The sequence below is a fragment of the Rhodopseudomonas palustris BisB18 genome (assembly GCF_000013745.1).
In the GTDB taxonomy this organism is placed as follows: domain Bacteria; phylum Pseudomonadota; class Alphaproteobacteria; order Rhizobiales; family Xanthobacteraceae; genus Rhodopseudomonas_A; species Rhodopseudomonas_A palustris_F.
Map to the genome: position 1 here is coordinate 2207291 of NC_007925.1, position 17805 is coordinate 2225095.

At 64.4% G+C, this 17805-nt stretch carries 17 protein-coding genes and 2 pseudogenes; 14 read left to right on the forward strand and 5 right to left on the reverse strand.

Annotated elements, in window-relative coordinates:
• The first annotated feature begins 3 nt into the window (after positions 1 to 3).
• Both RPC_RS10135 and RPC_RS10140 read left to right on the forward strand, forming a co-directional pair.
• Positions 4 to 1005 (forward strand): serine O-acetyltransferase, encoded by a 1002-nt coding sequence (locus RPC_RS10135; RefSeq protein WP_011472480.1) that lies wholly within the window; start codon positions 4 to 6, stop codon positions 1003 to 1005.
• Positions 1002 to 1724, forward strand: coding sequence for an alanyl-tRNA editing protein (locus RPC_RS10140; RefSeq protein WP_011472481.1), 723 nt, complete (start codon positions 1002 to 1004; stop codon positions 1722 to 1724). Before RPC_RS10135 ends, RPC_RS10140 begins: the two co-directional genes overlap by 4 nt.
• A 444-nt stretch (positions 1725 to 2168) precedes the next feature.
• Here RPC_RS10140 and RPC_RS10145 read toward each other — a convergent pair whose 3' ends face one another.
• Entirely contained in the window at positions 2169 to 2909 is a 741-nt protein-coding gene (locus tag RPC_RS10145; RefSeq protein WP_157043174.1) for a hypothetical protein, read from the reverse strand.
• Between the two features lie 731 nt (positions 2910 to 3640).
• Between RPC_RS10145 and RPC_RS10150 the strand changes: the two genes are divergently transcribed.
• Positions 3641 to 4399, forward strand: coding sequence for an autoinducer binding domain-containing protein (locus RPC_RS10150; RefSeq protein WP_080507327.1), 759 nt, complete (start codon positions 3641 to 3643; stop codon positions 4397 to 4399).
• Here RPC_RS10150 and RPC_RS10155 read toward each other — a convergent pair.
• Positions 4389 to 5039, reverse strand: coding sequence for an acyl-homoserine-lactone synthase (locus RPC_RS10155; protein WP_011472485.1), 651 nt, complete (start codon positions 5037 to 5039; stop codon positions 4389 to 4391). The genes RPC_RS10150 and RPC_RS10155 overlap by 11 nt on opposite strands.
• Before the next feature lie 300 nt (positions 5040 to 5339).
• On the opposite strand from RPC_RS10155, the gene RPC_RS10160 reads away from it, so the two are divergent.
• From RPC_RS10160 to RPC_RS10210, 11 genes are all read left to right on the forward strand, one after another.
• Positions 5340 to 5546 (forward strand): hypothetical protein, encoded by a 207-nt coding sequence (locus tag RPC_RS10160; RefSeq protein WP_041801631.1) that lies wholly within the window; start codon positions 5340 to 5342, stop codon positions 5544 to 5546.
• Between the two features lie 67 nt (positions 5547 to 5613).
• The gene (locus RPC_RS25025) at positions 5614 to 7059 is read left to right on the forward strand and encodes a radical SAM protein (protein WP_011472487.1); all 1446 of its coding nucleotides are present in this window, start codon (positions 5614 to 5616) and stop codon (positions 7057 to 7059) included.
• On the forward strand, positions 7056 to 7976 hold the full coding sequence (locus tag RPC_RS10170; RefSeq protein WP_011472488.1) for a lysophospholipid acyltransferase family protein: 921 nt from the start codon (positions 7056 to 7058) through the stop codon (positions 7974 to 7976). The genes RPC_RS25025 and RPC_RS10170 overlap by 4 nt, the downstream gene beginning before the upstream one ends.
• Positions 7973 to 8554: a hypothetical protein gene (locus RPC_RS10175; protein WP_011472489.1), complete on the forward strand. Its 582-nt coding sequence runs from the start codon at positions 7973 to 7975 to the stop codon at positions 8552 to 8554. The genes RPC_RS10170 and RPC_RS10175 overlap by 4 nt, the downstream gene beginning before the upstream one ends.
• On the forward strand, positions 8551 to 9339 hold the full coding sequence (locus tag RPC_RS10180; protein ID WP_011472490.1) for a S49 family peptidase: 789 nt from the start codon (positions 8551 to 8553) through the stop codon (positions 9337 to 9339). Before RPC_RS10175 ends, RPC_RS10180 begins: the two co-directional genes overlap by 4 nt.
• On the forward strand, positions 9336 to 10274 hold the full coding sequence (locus RPC_RS26790; protein WP_011472491.1) for an alpha/beta fold hydrolase: 939 nt from the start codon (positions 9336 to 9338) through the stop codon (positions 10272 to 10274). The genes RPC_RS10180 and RPC_RS26790 overlap by 4 nt, the downstream gene beginning before the upstream one ends.
• A gap of 833 nt (positions 10275 to 11107) precedes the next feature.
• Complete coding sequence (locus RPC_RS26795) at positions 11108 to 11905, forward strand: ATP-binding cassette domain-containing protein (RefSeq protein WP_415914840.1); 798 nt, start codon at positions 11108 to 11110, stop codon at positions 11903 to 11905.
• A 13-nt stretch (positions 11906 to 11918) separates the two neighbouring features.
• Positions 11919 to 13226, forward strand: a complete 1308-nt coding sequence (locus RPC_RS10195; protein WP_041801632.1) for an efflux RND transporter periplasmic adaptor subunit — start codon at positions 11919 to 11921, stop codon at positions 13224 to 13226.
• Positions 13223 to 13924 (forward strand): ABC transporter ATP-binding protein, encoded by a 702-nt coding sequence (locus tag RPC_RS10200; RefSeq protein WP_011472494.1) that lies wholly within the window; start codon positions 13223 to 13225, stop codon positions 13922 to 13924. Before RPC_RS10195 ends, RPC_RS10200 begins: the two co-directional genes overlap by 4 nt.
• Positions 13921 to 15156, forward strand: coding sequence for an ABC transporter permease (locus RPC_RS10205; RefSeq protein WP_041801634.1), 1236 nt, complete (start codon positions 13921 to 13923; stop codon positions 15154 to 15156). The genes RPC_RS10200 and RPC_RS10205 overlap by 4 nt, the downstream gene beginning before the upstream one ends.
• Positions 15153 to 15677 carry a GNAT family N-acetyltransferase gene (locus RPC_RS10210; RefSeq protein WP_011472496.1) on the forward strand — a complete coding sequence of 175 codons (525 nt, stop codon included), beginning with the start codon at positions 15153 to 15155 and terminating at the stop codon, positions 15675 to 15677. Before RPC_RS10205 ends, RPC_RS10210 begins: the two co-directional genes overlap by 4 nt.
• 119 nt (positions 15678 to 15796) lie before the next feature.
• Here the strand turns inward: RPC_RS10210 and RPC_RS25815 are convergent, their stop codons facing one another.
• From RPC_RS25815 to RPC_RS10225, 3 genes and pseudogenes are all read right to left on the reverse strand, one after another.
• On the reverse strand, positions 15797 to 16000 hold the full coding sequence (locus RPC_RS25815; protein WP_085978916.1) for a DUF2892 domain-containing protein: 204 nt from the start codon (positions 15998 to 16000) through the stop codon (positions 15797 to 15799).
• A 12-nt stretch (positions 16001 to 16012) separates the two neighbouring features.
• A pseudogene (locus tag RPC_RS25465) lies at positions 16013 to 17073 on the reverse strand (IS630 family transposase); the annotation flags it as partial.
• A gap of 199 nt (positions 17074 to 17272) precedes the next feature.
• Positions 17273 to 17724: pseudogene (locus RPC_RS10225) on the reverse strand (transposase); the annotation flags it as partial.
• Positions 17725 to 17805: the final 81 nt, after the last annotated feature.

Consider the following 17805-nt stretch of genomic DNA (forward strand, 5'->3'; position numbering starts at 1 on the left):
CTCATGACGCAAGATGGTCGTTTGAACCTCGATATTCACGCCTCCATTCGTGAGCATCTCGCCGTCAGTCTAAGCTCGCGTGAACTCGGCGCACTTCTGCCATTCTTGGCCGACATCCTGATCAAGGATGGTGCGCTGCTGCAGGGAGATCTGCTGGCCTTTGCCCATCGCGATCCGGCCTCGAACGGCAATACCAGACTGATCCTAGATAGCTACGTCTCTTTTGAAGCGGTGCTATATTTCCGGGTGGCGAGCAGGCTGTGGCGGATGGACGGACTCGACCGCTCGCTCAGAGAGGTGATGGCTCATAAGTTGACCGGGGCAGGCAAGGTAGCGTCCGGCGCCGACATTCATCCGGCCGCGCAGATTGGGGAGCGCTTCGTGTTGGATCACGGGTACGGCACCGTGATCGGTGAAACCTGCATCATCGGAGGCGATTGCTACATCTTGAACGGAGTGGTGCTCGGCTCCAGTGGGATCGCCGACAATCCTGCAGGACGCCGCCGCCACCCCCGGATCGGCAACAACGTTCAGATTGGAGCCAATGTCAGGGTGTTTGGTGCCGTCGAGATCGGCGACAACGCATTCATCAGCCCCTCATGCGTGGTGACGCGGAATATCCCGTCCAACACCCGCGTTACCATCGTCAATCAGCTGCAGATTGCCCGACCGTCCGGCGTGCGTCGCGACAATTGCGTGAGCGCCTACGCACAGGACGACCGACTGCACCTGGTGGGCACGAATGCGATGGAATTCTCGGTTTCGATCGTCGATTCGGACTTCATGCCGGCTGATTGGCTATCTCTGCAAAAGTTGCAGGCCTCGCGAGATCACGTGCAATACGCCGTCAGCGGTCGATCGATGGTTCCCATCGGCGTTAGGCGGCCGCTCAATTTGGAGCTCAGCTCGCCGAAGGAAACGTCGTTTCTGATTGAGCCGCCCGGCTTGGCCAGTTTGGCCGAGAGCGCGTCATTGGCATCCCAACAGGTGAGTTTGGTCTCATGAATTTCCACAACCTGCGAACCAGCGATCTGTTCGACGACGCGCCTTACATGCGGGAGTTTTCGGCAAACGTGCTGGCTGCAACTGAGACCGCATTGGCGCTCGATCGCACGTGTTTCTATCCGCAGGGCGGTGGCCAGCCCGGCGATACCGGCCAGATCGTCGCCGCTGACCGGGTGCTCAAAGTCACCAACACGTACCGAGATCGGGACAATCCAGCACTGATCTGGCACGACTGCGAGCCGGGGCCGGACGGCCTGTTGCGGGGCGAGTCGGTACAGGGCGTGATCGATTGGGAACGACGCTATGGCCATATGCGGATGCACACTTGCCTTCATCTTCTGTGCAGCCTGATCGACGCGCCGGTCACCGGGTGCAGTATCGCAGCCGACAAGGGACGGCTGGATTTCGACTTGCCGGAAATGACGCTGGATAAGGACGAGATCTCCCGCAGGCTCAATGAGCTCATTGAAGTTGATCATCCGGTGAGGCGGGTGCGGGCAACCGAAAATCTCGAACAGGTCATGCGGCTGACACGGACCAAATTAGTCGAGGCGCCGGTGCGGGATGGCAAAATCAATCTTGTGCAGATCGCCGATGTCGATCTGCAGCCATGCGGCGGAACCCACGTTGCTAGCTCCAGGGAGATTGGCCGCGTGGTTTGCGCGAAGATCGAGAAGAAGAGCCGGCATAATCGCCGGGTCAGTGTCCGGTTCACGTGATGCTCGACACCAGAGGGAGCGGCGCCACGAGAGGCTGTGCGGGGTAGGTCGGGCCCGGTCCGATGCGGCGTCGCAATGCTCGTCTAAATGCGCCAAGGGCAGCGGGCACGCCGATGATCGCCCTCGCCCGGCCGACGATCCCGCGACTTAGAGGTCAATGGCATTCGCTAGCAAGCGTCAGTGGCGGTTGCGAGCTAACGCCCGCAGTTCATCGGAGGGCGACAAGGCGAGGCGCGTTTCGCCGAGGAGACGCCGGCGCCAGGGATGTGGCATCGGAGGTCGCGCGACGGTACGGACCATTGCCGCAACAGTTGGCCACGTCGCGGTGCCAAATGCCGACGCGCCGCTTCTCGCGGGACGGTCCTATCGCGCGACCGACGCCCGTCGGGTCGCAGCGGACGCTGGCCGTAATCCGGTCTGGGTCCCCGCGAAGGCCCGCCAGCTTCAGTGCAACAATTGACCGAGCCATGTTCGCAAGCTGCGCATGGCAGGCGGTCGTTCGGTCGGCAGATACTCAGAGCCCGGGAGCGGCAGCGGATCGCGCTTCATCTCCCACACCAGTTGCGCGTGACCATCGCCTCGTCCGGGGCCGTCCGATCCCGGATCGGACGAAGCAGGCGGTGAATACCTCGACCTCACCGAAAACCCCTCAGGAAATTGCGCAGGTATGGGGTCGCAGCCGGTAGTGCGTTTCGATCTGGGATTGCGTTCGGCCAACCGGCCGAGCGGACATTGCAAGGCGTCGAACGCCCCGAGGCCGAAATGCGGCGGGATCTTGCCGATGTCGAATGTCGAACCCCAGTCGAACTCGGCGGGCTTGTTGGTTCGAGACTTCGCGGAACTGACAATCGCCGGACCGCCGGGATCGACCGGCACCACGGCCGAGGTCTGGTTCGGGCTCGCCGCCGGTGTGGCGACGGCTGGTACCGCAGAGACCGCGCCAAATCCTGATGAGGAAGCGTCGTCGACGATGATCGAGACCTCCATCGCAACCTCGTCGATCAAAAGCAACGGGGTCGGCTTCAACAGCACGACGACAGACACCCCCGCAGCATGCGCCAGCACGGACAGGGTGATCGCCAGCCGCTTCCACGCAGCGCCGGTACGATCAGCCTCCCAGGCTCCCACCTCCATCATCGGCGCAAGCCGTGCCGACAGAGCTCCGGTGGTTGGATCGATCAGCACCGCCGCTGCGGTTCGGTGTTGAGGGACCGGAGGCACCACTCGCGACCCGTTTGTGTTCAGCGTGAAGTTCCTATGAATTACCGCAAATTGTGTCTACCTGATGAACCGCCGACGTGATGATTTATTGGTTTCGGCGTGCGTTGGCACGATGCGACGCGGTGACGCAGACCAGCCACGCTGTCGCATCGTCGATGCGTAGCTGGCTCAGTCGACGAGATGCGACGGTCGGATGGCGTAGCAGCTAATCGCAGTGCATCATGCTGGATCGCCGCGAATGATCGTCGGCGCAGACTTGCGATCGACGTAGCGCGCGACGAGACGCATTGATCCACATCAATGACCAATGCGATCATTGAATGCAATTTAAAGTTGCAACGGTGCCGACTTCTCGCCACGTCGCTATGTCCAGCTGATCAGCAGACCCCTGCGAACCGCTTGGTAACGACATTCGAGACGGGCATGCATCGATCCGACGAATGTCTGGCGAAAACCTTAGGGGGGGCGCTTGTTTAGGGATCGAGCCATCCGGCAGCAGTCGCGGCACCGTTGGTTAGTTCGCGCGAACTCATTGTGGACTGCAGCAAAACAACTGGCCCGGCCGGCAAGGCGGTGCTCACTGGTGTTGGCGGTCCGTCGGGCCGGCGCGCGAACCGCGTCGCCGCGCGGACGTATGGGATGCAGACGTATGGAATGCAGCGGCGATCGCTGCCCTTGCCATTGGCCTCCGCAGCATGGCTGACGGCGTAGGGCGGAGCGCCGTGATGACGAGTGGTGCGATCCTATGGTGTCTGGAGAAGATCCGCGTTGCGGCCACGGCCGACGATCTCCATCACGTACTCCGCCATATCTGCGAGGCCTATCAATTGGCACATGCGGTGTTCCATGCCACCGACACGCCAGCGGTCAGGGCGGAGCGACCACTGCTGATTCTGACTTACCCGGCTGAATGGGTCGAGAACTACACCCGGCGTGATTACTTCAAGATCGACCCCGTCGTTGCCATCGGGCGCGTCGGATTTCTCTCGCTTGATTGGTCCACGATCGATCAGAAGACCGCGTCGTCCGCGAAATTCTTTCGCGAAGCCGATGAGTTCGGCGTCGGGCGGCACGGCCTGACGACGACCGTCCGTGGACCGAGCGGAGAGCGCTCCCTCTTCACCGTGACGTCGAACGCCAATGCCGCCCAATGGACCCGGCAGCGCGACGCCTGCATCCATGAGTTTCAGATCATCGCCAATCATTTCCATCAGCGGGCGATGATCAGCACAGGTCTGCGCGGGGGGGACGGGCCGCTGCCGCTATCGAAGCGCGAGAAGCAGTGTATCGAGCTGCTCGCCAAGGGATTCCTCCCGAAGCAGATTGCTGCGCTGTTGGATCTCTCCGAAAGTGCGATCCGCCTCTATCTCTGTTCGGCGCGCCGCAAGCTTCAGGCGTCGACGACCAGCCAGGCGATAGCGATCGCCCTTTCGCTTGAACTGATCACGGCGTGAGCCCGCCCAGCGCCGGCCGATCATCCGGGACCGGCCGATTAGACAGCGCATCGCCCCGAGCGAGCTGTGCCTTGCGGACCCGTTGCTGGAGATCGTGGGACACCTGCGGGCTGACCATCCATCGCCCAGCATAGAGATGTCCGACCTCCGCCCGAGATCGCGCCAGCACGACCGGCGACCATCCGATGCGGCGATAGACCCTGCTCATCGCGGCGTCGTAGACGCCGACAATGCGGTCGATCCGGGAGCGCAGCGCCAGGTCGCAGAGCCCTGCGAGAAGTTCGACCGCGACGGCATGGGCGGCGCCGGGCGGAACGGTCGGATGCACGCAGAACCGCGTGCATTCCCACGCCAGCGGGCTCTGGATCTCGACCGGCGGATCGAAGAAGTCACGGAACTCGTTGTCCAGCATGCACTGGCCGTTGGCGCGCAGCAGCCGCAATGAGCCGGTCGAAAAACCGCAATCATCCAGCGTCACCAGATAGATCGGATCGGCCTGCGTGTCGTAATAGTCGATCTCCATGCCGTCGACGACATTCAGGGACCAGCCCAGCCGGTCGCGCAGCACGATGGCGCGGGCCCTGAACATTTGGTCGAAGAGCGGATTGGTCGCATCGCGCCGTGTCAAGACTTTCAGCATCGGGTGGTCCTCTGAAGACGCCGATTCAGAGGGATCGAAACGCGGTCCGCAATCTATCGAAATCGATAGGTTTACAGGCGCTGTGCAGCTGCCACCCTCGGGGGCTGGTTGGTCGTCGACAGAAGCGGGGCCGGTCGATGTCGAACGGTCGCAGCGTGCCGGAACGGATATATCGATTTAGTCATATTGAGCGGCCGCGCGCGGAAGGCAACACTGCGCGCGCTCGGCCATAACCGATGGCGAGTTGGACATGGTACCAGACGACATGGTGCCAGACATCGTTTACTCAAGGAGAACGAAATGGACGCAGCTATTACTTCCACCGGCACATCGGACAACGCCAAGCTTGTTCGTGTCATTCGGTCCGGTCCCGACGGCAAACTCAACGTGGTCCGGCTGAGCGCTTCGGCCAGCCCGCTCGAAGGTCCGACCGCCGCGGCAAGCTGGACCAAGGCGACCTGCAGCTGGACCAAGGCCACCTGTAGCTGGACTAAGGCGACCTGCTGACGCGAGGGCCCGGAAGGCAATCGCCTTTCGGGCCTTTGCGTTGACCGTCGAACGTGCGGGAACACCGATGTCGTCTGAATCTGATGAAGCGTCGCCAATCATTCACATCGTTCCGTTGGGAGATCCACGGCGTGCCGCCGCGATCCATCCCGGCAGTGGGGCCTGGGTTCTGATCGAAGATGCGGACATGCCGGGGCTCGGACTTCGGGGTGATACGGTGAATCCGGTCGAACTAGCACCGACGCATCCGCTCTATGCGGGCGTGCTTGACGCCACCCTGGGCTATCGCTCCGCCGCGTTGCAGCGCTGCGAGCCGAAGTTGGACACCCTGATCCTGAAGGTGACCAACCGTTGCAACGAGGCCTGCAGACATTGCTACGACGCCGGCGGGCGGGCCGAGATGGACGCCGCGATCGACACGTTGTTCGACGCGACGGACGAGGCGCTGGTGCTATGCGGACCGACGTTGAACCTTTTGTTCCACGGCGGCGAGCCGTTTCTCCGGATCGATGTTCTCGATCGCGTCGCCGCTCACGCGCGCGATCAGGCTGCCGGTCTCGGCAAGCAGGTCGGCGTGTTCGTGCAGACCAACGCCTCGATCCTGAATGACAGGATCATCGGCATTCTGCAGAAGCATCACTTCGGCGTCGGCGTGTCGCTCGACGGCTGGGCCGAGCTGCACGATCAGATGCGGGTGATGGCCGACGGCACCGGCACCTACCGATTGTTCGAACGCTCCTACCGCCGCTACGCGCATTACCTGACGGCCCATGCGGGAATCATGACGACGGTGATGGCCTGCAATGTCGGGGCGTTGCCGGAAATCGTTCGGCATGTCCGTGACCTCGGCTTCCGGACATGGGACGCCACGCTGTTCGATCTCAGCGGAAAAGGCGCGCTGTATCCGCAGCTCGCCGTGGGCGGCGAGGCGTATAGCGCGGCGCTGGAGCCGATCCTCGACCTGATCGAAGCCGGGGAGTGCGACGAGATTGCGATCAAGCCGGTGCTGCGCCGACTCGACAATCTGCTGTCGCCGCGTCGCGACGATATGTGCCTGCCTGGAAACGGTCCCTGCGGCGCCGGCGGCCGGCTGTTGTCGCTGTCGGCCGAAAACATCGTGCATGGCTGCGACATCATCGACCGTGCCTCGCTGCGCCTGGGGGTGTTTCCGGCCACCACGTTCGGCGCGGCCCTGGCGTCACCTCAGGCGGCTATCATGCGAAGCAGGCCGTCGCGACTTGCGGCCTGCCACCGATGCACCTGGTTCGGCCTGTGCGGCGGCACCTGCCTTGCCAGAGGCTCGCTGAACGCACCGGATTCCACAGAGTGCCTGGTGTCGAAGCGGATCAACCACAGCCTACTGCGGCGCATCGCACGGAGCGACCGGCTGCTCGACTGGTATGAACGTTACCCGCCGGATCGCCGCCGCGCGTCGATCATCTCCGAAACCGCAAACCGTGCGGCCGCATCGCATCCGGTCAACACGGCCCAACGACCCAGGAGCGTCAGTTGATCAACTACTACGACTTCCTTGAGCGGCGGTCGGCGCGGCTGCTGCATCGATTGCCGCGCAGTCTGGTGGCGGCGACACTGACGGCCGCGGGCCGGTCCGGACTGTTGTCCGACGCCGGTTTCATTCCGCAAGTGGTCGAACAATCCGGTGTGGCCCAGGGCACCGACGCCAAGCGCATCGCCAGCGAAGTGCTCGGCGGGCTCGGCGGCTATTTCTCGGACGTCGGCGTGCTCATGCATGGTAGCCGGCAGCAGATCAATACGGCGTTCGAGGGCCGTGTGCGGGTCGATCACCCCGAACGCTGGCGCGACCTTGCCGACGGCCGCTACATCATCTTCGGTGCCCACTTCGCGTGTTTCTATCTAGCCGCGTTCGCCGGCAAAGACATCTTCCCGAGCGTCTCGATCATTCGCCGCTTTCAAAGCAAGGGCCGCGATGCGCTGATCGAGCGGCTGTGCGCGATCACCGGCAAGCAGATCGAGGTGCTGGCGCTGAGCGATCCGCAGATCGGCCTCAAGATCGTCAAGCGGCTGAAGAGCGGGCGTCCGATCTGGGCGATGATGGATTTCTTCTATTCTGACATCTCCATGTTCGTCACGCCGTTCATGGGCAAGGACTGCGCCACCCCTGCCGGGCTGCCGATGATCGCCGCGAAGATGCGCATCCCGCTGCTGCCGGTCTTTGTGCTGCGCGACACGCCCGGTTCCTATGTCGTGAAGATCGGCGAAGCGATCCGGCCGGTCGAAGCGGCGGACGACATCGAGTCCGCGTTCGATCTGGCATGCCAGATGAATGCCTGCATCGAACAGGCGATTCGCGCGGCGCCGACGCAATGGACGTTCTGGCCGACGCTGCCCTCGCGCTGGTCGTTCGCCGATCGGACCGCGGCCGAACCTCTCGCCGAGACCGTGCTATGACCGCATCCTTTGCCGCATTCGAAACCCGCCAGACCGCGATCCGGCGCGGCGATCGCTGCGCGCTGATCCGCTGCGGCCGCAGCACGGATATCGGCTCGATCGCCCGCCTGCTGGAGCGGATCTTCTTTCCGGGCAGGCCGCAAAGCGCCGGCCAGCGCCGGGCGCGACGAGCGCGAATCCGAAGCGTCGCCGTTTTGCTGCGCCGGCCACGGACCGTGTTCCATGTCGCCGAACTGGACGGCCGGATCTGCGCCGCGAGCTGCTACCAGATCAGGAGCGGCTTTCGCGTCACCTCGTCCAATATCGCGGTCTCGGCGCTCGGCAGGTCGTTCGATCCGCGGCTGGTGCTGCGGCTGGCGGAACATTTCGTCGGCTGCTGCCGTGCCGAACAATGGCCGCGGTTGCGGCTGTTCGCCAATTTCGAAAATGAACGTGCGGCGATGATCTTCGCGCTGCACTTCCGGCGCCAGGGCATCGATGCGGCGGCGCCGGAGCTGCGCATGCGCTGGCGCGAGCGGCTGCTGCTCGGTAGCCACCGGCATCTCATCGACATCGATTTACGGGAGCGGGCGTCATGATGCTGCGCCGGCAACGACCCGCGGCGGGACCGCAACAGAAGCCGGTGGCCGTGCTGCGGCTGCGGGGCGAGATCGCGGTGTCGTCGGCGATGATCCAGGACCTGCTCAATGTGCTGCCACAGCTGACGCCGCAGGAACACGCCGCGCTGATCATCACGCTAGAAACCGCCGGCGGCACTTTGACCTGCGCCGAGAACATCATGGGCTGGGTCGACCACCTCTATCGCAGGTTGAGCTGCCCGGTGATCGCCGTCATAGAGGAAAGATGCCTGTCGGCCGGGCTGGCGATCGCCGCCTGCTGCGATCACGTCATCGCGCAACCGAGCGCCATGATCGGCGCGTTCGGCGTGATGATGACATGGCCCGGGGAGAACCGGCTGCGGGCGCAACTCGGGTTGCTCGCCACCGTCTACAAGACCACTGCGCTGAAGGATTTTGGCTCGCCGCATCGGGCTCCCACGGCGGAGGACGATGCCGCGATCCATTCGGTGCTGCAGGACATCCACGGCCAGTTTGCCGAACTGATCCGCGACCGGCGTGGGATCGGCGGCGGCGAGATCGACGAGATCTTCGATGGCCGATTGATCACCGGCCGCCGCGCGCTGGAGATCGGGCTGGTCGACCAATTGGGAGGATTCGAAACGGCCCTGCAATGGCTGAACGCGAATGGCGTCAGCGTGGGCGAGCCGCCCCACATGCTGATATTTCTCGGCAACGCCAGCCCGAGCGGCCAGTCCTCGGGTGGGGTGCTGGAGTTGCTCAGGACGCTGGTGCATACCTCATGACGCCTCGCACCAAGCTGCGACGCGGTTCAGCGCGGTTCGCAGCGATGATGGTCGCGATGTCGCTGGTGCTGTCCGGCTGCGCGGCGCGCTACGCGTCCTTCGTCTCCGACGCCGCATTGAACCCGCCCGGCGTGGAAGCCATTGGTTCGCCACGCGGCGACACGATCGATCTGTATTCGATCGAGATCGGACCGCCGCCGAGGTCGGCGATCTTCTTCGTGTCGGGCTCGGGCTGCGCCTCGTTGTCCTACTTCCTGCGATCCTATCTGACCGGCCTGACCGGCTCCTGGCAGGTCTATGCGGCGCAAAAGGCCGGCGTCCCGCGGTCCAGTCCCGGACTGTCCTGCAGCGACGAGTTCAATGACAACTACAATTTCGAAACGTTGAAAGAGAGAAACGCCGTTGCTCTCGACGAGGTGATCCGGCGGCATGGCGAGGTCGCCGGCATCCTCGGCGTTTCCGAAGGCGGACAGATCGCAGCCGAACTGGCCCAGGCCAATCCGGCCGTCCGCCATCTCGCGGTGATCGGCTCCGGCGGCCTCTCGTTCCGCGAACTTGCCCGCGTCCTCGACGCGCGGAAGGGGACGGATACGTTCCAGCAGGCCTTCGCCGAGGTCGATGCCGACCCTGCCAACACCCGCAAATCGGTGCTCGGCTATCCCCATCGCTATTGGTCCTCGGTGCTCGATCGATCACCCGCGCCGACCTATCTCGCGCTCAAGATCCCGGTGCTGATGATCTTCGGCGAGCGCGACGAGAACGTGCCGGTCGAATCGGCGCGGATGCTGGAAGAACGGTTCCGGGCGACGCGCGCCAAGAACTTCAGGCTGGTGGTGGTCCCGGGCGCGGATCACGTGCTGTTGCAGGACGGTGTCGATCGCAAGCCGGACATCATGACGTTAATCTCCGCTTTCTTTCGGGACAGGCCGGCATGAGGATCGCAGACGCGCGGCTTTGGCTGGTGGCTGTCTGCGTCGCGGCGCTGGCAACGGCGGAAAGCGGCTTCACGATGTTTGTCGTAGCAGCCGTCACCGGCCTGCGGGGCGTTGCGGGGCTGCCGCAACTGGGGTTCGAAGCTGTGCCGTATCCGGCAACGGCCGGCGCGCTCGCCCTGATCGTGATCGCGGGGCTGCGGATCATTCTGGGTCGGGCGATTGTGTCCGAGGCCGGACGAGTCCGGCGGCGGCTGGAAGGCATCACCGCCGATCGCACCCTCGGCAGCTCACTGCGCGATGTCGAGCGCTCGTTCAACGCCGAAACGGAATCGATCGTGGCCGACATCGAGAAGATCTCGGCGTTGGTGCTGGATCTGCGCGTGCTGGTGCCGTCGCTGGTATCGGTCGTGGTTCTGCTGGCAGCGCTGGTCTGGCTGTCGCCGCTCGTGACCGTGCTGTTGGCGGCGGTCATTGCCGCATTCGTCGGCTCGATGCGATGGCGCTTCCACACGGTGGTCGAGCGTGATCGTAGGATGGCGCGGCATCGTGATTGTTATCTGAAAGCGCAGAAGGAAGCGGTGGCGTCGGCGCGCGAATTGCGGCTGGGGACGCTGATCCGCCGCTCGCTGCTGGAGCGCTTTCACGCGGTGGCGCGGACCGACGGCGAATGCGAGCGGCGTGAGGCGCTGCACCTTTCGCTCAGCGAGACCCTTGGCTTCGCCATCGTCGCCGGCTTCGCGCTCGGTCTGGCGTGGTCCGCGGCGGCCGGGTTGGTCGAAGCCGGGCTTGCCAGCGGTTATGCCGTCCTGATCCTGCTGCTGCTGCCAGCGCTGATGACGTCCTCGGCATTCTACGCCCGGCTGGCGGAAGTCGGCACCGCGCGGCATCGTCTGCGCGCATTCTGGGACGGCCTGCCGGTGCTACCGGAGCCGGCGGACCGCGAGCCGGCCGCGGTGGCCTGCCTGCAATTCCGGGGCCTCGTCCCGGAGCCGGCCGGCGGCGGATGGTCCGGCGGCGCTTTCACTTTCGATCTGCGGCCGGGCGACGTCATCTTCGTCGTCGGTCCGAATGGCGCGGGCAAGACAACCTTGTTGAAGTCGCTCGCCGGGCTTTACCCGGTGGCCTCAGGGCAGGCGATCATGGTGCCGCGCTCCGGGCCCCCGACGATCGCCGACGACGCCATGCGCCGGCAGTTGTTTTCCGGATTGTTCGCCGAAGCGAACGTGCCGCTGCCGATGCGGTGCAGCGCAGCGTTGCAAGCGGCGATCGACATGGTCGGCCTCTCGAACAAGCTCCGGTTCGACGGCGCGTGGAGCGATCTGACGGAGCTGTCCTACGGCGAGCGCCGCCGCGTCGACCTGGCGCTGGTGCTGGCCGAGCAGCGGGCATTCGTCATTCTCGACGAATCGACGGCGAACCAGAGCGGCGAATTCAAGAGCTGTTTCTTCAACGCCATCGTTCCCGCGCTGCGTCGCGCGGGACGGGCGCTGGTGATTGCGACCCATGATGAAGCCCTTCTACCGCCGGATGCGCAGGTCGTTCGTTTGCGCGGCAGGGATGCCCTCGGCGTCGCCGGGCAGCATCGGTGGGTTGGCGCAGTGGAGGAACAAGGTGAGGCTATCGCGAAATAGACTGCTATATGGGGTGGCGTTGATCGTCGCGGCGACCAGCAGCGCCTACGTGCTCTTGATCACCCGAAGCAACGGCGTCGGGATCAATGGCGCGATCCACTATCGCACCGCGTCGGTCGAGCGCCGGCCGTTTGTCGCGGTGGTTCGCGCCAGCGGATCGCTGCAGCCGATCTCCCAAGTCCTGGTCGGCTCGCAAGTGTCGGGGCAGGTGGTGGAGATTCTGGTCAAGCCGAACGACCATGTCGAGCGAGATCAGGTGATTGCCCGGATCTCGTCCGATCAGATCGGCAAGCGCTACCAGGGCCTGCTGGCGCAGCTGGCAAGCGCACGGGCCGACGTGTCGTTGCGGGAGGCGAGAGTGGAACTGTCGGCCGTGCAGGTGGAGCGGGCGCGATCGGAGGTGGCCGATCGGGAAGCCAAACTGCGCAATGCCGGCTTGGCCGAAGACATCGCCGGACGGCAGCTGGCGCGGCGGCGGGAATTGTCGAAGACCGGCGCGATCAGCGTCGCCGATCTCGACTCGGTCACCGTGCAGTCGCGCCAGGCCGAGACGACGACCGCGTCGGCGGAAGCCCAACTCGCCACCGCGCGGATCGCGGTGGATGCCGCGCGGCAGGAGCACGAGATTGCCAGACGCGAGTTGGTGCTCGCAACCGCCACGGTCGATATCCAGCAGTTGAAGGCCGAGGAGGCCGCGGTCGAACTGGAGCACACCAATATCGTCGCTCCGGTCCGCGGTGTGATCCTCCAGCGAACCGTAGAACTGGGCCAGACCGTCGCGGCCTCGTTCGCGACGCCGACGCTGTTCACCCTCGCCGAGAGCCTGGAACGCATGGAGCTGCATCTGGTGATCGACGAATCCGCGGTGAAGCGCGTCCGCCGCGGACAGCAGGTGATTTTCTCGGTGCCGGCGCAGCCGCTACGCGAGCTGAAGGGGACGATCTTGGCAATCCGTGTGGCGCCGCAGATCAACCAGAACGTCGTCTCCTACACCGCGCTGGTCAGCGTCGAGAATCCGGACGGGGAGCTGTTTCCCGGCATGACCGCGACGGCTCGCATTCTAACCGACGAAATTCCCGAAGCGCTGGTGGTTCCGAACGCGGGGCTGCGCTGGCGACCGCCGAACGCCAAACCCGAGGAGCGTTCGACGCAGACGGTTTACGTGCTGGACCGCCCCGACGCGCCTCGCCCGGTGCCGGTGGAGATCGGTGTCTCCGACGGCAGCGTGACGACCGTGCTGGCGGGGGCCATCCACGCCGGCGATCGCGTCATCCTGGGAACCGGCGCGGCCAACGGCGGTCCCCGGATCAGCCTGCAATGACCGTCCATATCTCGCTCGAGAAGGTGTCGCGAATCTACCGCATGCCGGAGACCGAGGTGGTAGCCGTCAGCGATGTCGAGCTGTTGATCGACGAGGGGGAGTACGTCGCGATCACCGGGGCCTCGGGATCCGGCAAGTCGACGCTGATGGCGGTGATTGGCTGCCTCGATCGCGCGACCAGCGGAAACTACCTGTTGGCCGGGCGTCCCACCCAGCGGCTCGGTGACAACGAACTGGCTGCGCTGCGCAATCGCGAGATCGGCTTCGTGTTTCAGCAATTTCATCTGTTGCAGCGCGAAACCGCGCTTGAGAATGTCGCGCTGCCGCTGATCTATGCCGATTGCCCGCTTGCCGAGCGGCTCCGTCGCAGCAGGGAGATGCTCGAACGAGTCGGCCTCGGAGAACGCCTGTTGCACAAGCCGCCGGAACTGTCCGGCGGCCAGCAGCAGCGGGTCGCGATCGCGCGCGCATTGGTGATGCGGCCAAGACTGTTGCTGGCGGACGAGCCCACCGGCGCGCTCGACAGCGCCACATCGGAAGAAATCCTGCAACTGCTGGCGGACGTCAATCGAGCGTCGTCGACTGTGATCATCGTCACCCACGATCGGTCGGTGGCAGCGCATGCCGGTCGAACCATCCGGCTGCATGATGGCCGGGTCGTCGACGACGCGCGCGCTCCGCGGATCGCCGTCCGATGATGATCCAGGACCTCGGCCGGATGGCTTTGCGATCGCTGAGCGCCAACCGGCTGCGCTCGGCGCTGACGATGGTCGGCATCGTCGTCGGCGTCGCGGCGGTGATCGCGGTAATGGCGGTGGGCGAGGGCGCACGGGCGGCGGTCGCGCAACAAATTCGCGCGCTCGGTGCTAGCCTGATCATCGTGACCTCCGGCGCCGGCTTCCAGAGCGGCCTGCGCCTCGGTGCGGGCACCACGTCTAACCTGTCGGAAGCCGATGCCGATGCCATTCAGAACGAGATTCCTGAGGCCGTCACCGCCTCGCCGTTCCTGCGCACTCAGGCGCAAGTCCTCGGCAATGGAACCAACACCGCGACCTCGGTGTTCGGCGCGGACAACCGCTTCCTGACCGCTAGAGAATGGGATGTGGAAATCGGCCGGCGGTTCGATGCCGAGGAAAGCCGCAGCGGGGAAACCGTCGCGCTGATCGGGCGGACCGTGGCCGGCTTGCTGTTCCCCGAGCAGAATCCGATCGACGAACAGATCATCATCCGCGGCGTTCCGCTGCGGATCATCGGCGTGCTCGCGGTCAAAGGCCAGTCGATGGTGGCGCAGGATCAGGACGACCTGGTGATCGTGCCGATCGACGTCGTGCGGCGGCGCATCATTGGCGGCAACCCGACTGGCGACGGCAGCGTCGGAGCGATCCTGGTCAAGGCCGAAGACGGCGCGGTGCTGTCCGAAACCAGCCAATCGGTCCGCGCCTTGCTGCGGCAACGCCACCGGCTGGTCTCCGATCAGGAGGACGATTTCCAGCTTCGAAATCTCACCGAAATCATGAATGCGGTGGCCTCCAGCGCCAACGCGGTGTCGTTGCTGCTGGCCGCCGTTGCGGCGATTTCGCTGTTCGTCGGCGGGGTTGGAATCATGAACATGATGCTGGTCGCGGTGACCGAACGGATCCCGGAAATAGGACTGCGACTGGCGATCGGGGCGACACGAGCCAACATCCTGGCGCAGTTTCTCGCCGAGGCCGGCCTGCTGGCTGCGACCGGCGGCGCGGTCGGCGTGGCCATCGGCTGGGGATTGGCGGCGGCGATCGCGGCGATCGCCGCGTGGCCGACACTGATCGCTGCGCATCATGTGCTGGGCGCGCTGTTGTTCTCCGCCCTGGTTGGCCTGGTGTTCGGGTTCGTGCCGGCGCTGCGGGCCTCCCGGCTCGATCCGATCGTCGCGCTGAGAAGCCTGTCATGACCACGGGCGCGATCCAGCCGGTTCCGCCATTGATGACCGAACGGCTGCGGCTGGCGCGACGGCGGATCGCGGATCTCGAAGACTGCCTCGCCATGGACATGGATCCGCGCGTCGCGGCCTACGCCTTCGACCAGATCGAGCCGCATCAGCACCGCGCCCGGATTCGCGCCGCGATCGCGGCCGACCAAGACCCGCAACTCGGATTCTGGACCGTGCGCGATCGCAGCTCCGACCAATTTGTCGGCTGGGTCTATGTCAAGCCGTTCCAGCAGTCTGCGCTGCTCGAGGTCGGCTTTAGGTTCTGCCATCAGCATTGGGGACGAGGACTGGCCGGCGAGGCAATGTGGCGATTGATCAGCCACGCCTTCGTCGCGTTGGACGCGCAGGCGGTCTGCGCCATCACCAATCCCAAGAACAGCCGGGCGATCGCTCTTTTACATCGGCTCGGCTTCAACCAGCACGGATATGTCGAGGCTTATGGCTCGGCCGGTCCGTTCTTCGTATGTCTCAGAGATCCATGAGGTGCCGCGTTGCCGACGTCGATGGCGTCACGCTCGACGTCAGCGGTCTGGCAAGCGGACCGATAGCGCGTTCATCGAAGCCTTCAACGGAGGCTTCGGCGCGGTGGGCACCAGGCGCGTCACGAGAAGGCGCAACCGCTGCGCGCTCCGAGTTTCTTGAACACTATTGCGGCGAGACAGAAGCCGGTGAACGATGCCTGAATCATGTTCACCTCGGCAAAAGCCGGCAGCAGCAGCCAATACGGGGTGACGAACCAGCCGAACCCAAGTCCGATAAGGACGATAGCGCCAGCGAAGCCGAGCACAGCCTGATCGATATTCATCCGGCATTGAGATTGACCGACATGAGCGCAGTCTCGCATCCCGATTGAAGTGATTGTGTCGGGTTGCGCGACGAGTCTTTGCCACGCTTCGCAGGCGGTATCGACAATGGCGTCGTAGCTTTCGAACACGCGGTTTGAGAGCCAGTTGGCCCGCATGTACTGCCAGATGTTCTCGACCGGGTTCAGTTCAGGTGCACGCGATGGCAGGAAGATCGGCGTGATGTTGTTGGGCATGTCGAGGTTCGTCGTGGTGTGCCATCCGGCGCGGTCCATCAGCAGCACGGCCTGCGCGCCTTTGGCGACGTGACGGGATGTCTCGTTGAGATGAAGCTGCATGGCCTCGGTGTCGGCTTGCGGCAGCGCGAGCGCGGCGCCGGTGCCGCGCGCCGGACAGATCGCGCCGAACAGGTAGGCGTCTTCGTAGCGCTGGTCGGCGGGCTGTCGCGGCCGCGATCCGCGCCTGGCCCATTGCCGGACCACGCCGTTCTTCTGGCCGATCCTGGCCTCGTCCTGGAACCAGATTACGATCGGGGTGCCTTCGGGCACCTCCGCCAGATGCACGCTCAATGCGCGCGTGGAGTTTTTTTGAAAGCCTCGACGATCTCGGCATCCTGCCCGGGATGACGCGGCCGCGCGCTGATGTGCAAGAAGCCGAGCTTCTTCAACAGCGTCCCGACATGCCGCTCATGATATTCGACGCCGAAGCGCTCGAAGATCACTCGCTTCAGATCGACGCGCCGCCAGCGGACCACGCCGTCTGCCTCCCAATCGGGGCCGGCCTCCACGATCGCCGCGAGTTCGGCCTGCTGATCTGGCGACAGCCGTGAAGCCGGTCCACTGGCCCAGTTGTCCAGCAGCCCCTCGGGTCCAGCTTCGCTGAAGCGATGAACCCAGTCCCGCAGCGTCTGTCGATCCATCCCGCCGATCCGGGCTGCGTCGGTCCGGTTCATCCCGTCTACAATCGCCGCCAACGACAACAGCCGCCGGCTTTGGTTGTTGTCCTTCGATCGCTTCGCCAAAAGCCGAAGCTCGCCGGCCGAAAAATCCGTTCGCAATGGCACTGCTGATGGCATGGCGCGAATCCTCCCCACGCCATCGAATCAGATCCGCGCCCACCGAGGGGATCACAAATGAGTCAGAGAGCGGCGCCTTTGGTATAAGTCCGCTTCACTAGCGTTTGGAGCGTCTTGGCAGCCGATCGGAGCTACGCCGTCGAGTGAAAATCTCGCCGGCACCACAACACAAAGCAACAAGGGCAAAGGGACAGTTGGAATAGCCGAAGCGGCGGCGTTCATGGGCGATCGCCTTCATCCGCAGACGAAGGCCTGCCTCGTCCGAACGGGTGGTCTTGTATCTCATGGTCATGCGGCAGCAGCCGACGGCTTTACACGCCCGCCGTTCGCTCATCTCGAATCCCGATTGAAGATGAGCGACAGCTTTCCGCTTCCGCGCGGGCGCCACCACTTCTTTCCCAGGAGATCCTTCAACGCCGCGTTGTCCAGCATGGCGTCGGCTAGCAGCCGCTTCAGCCGGGTGTTCTCGTCCTCCAGCGACCGCAGCCGCTTGGCCTCCGAGACGTCCATCCCGCCGAACTTCGCCTTCCACTTGTAGATGCTGGCATCGCTGACGCTGTGCTTGCGGCACAGATCGGCGACGGTAACGCCGGCCTCGTGCTCCTTCAAAATCCCGATGATCTGCTCTTCCGAAAATCCACTGCGCTTCATGTTCTGGTCCTCGTCTTGGGCCAGAACGAACTTCAACCTGGATTAGGCCGCGGGGGCAACGTCAGCAGCCCTGGGGCACGG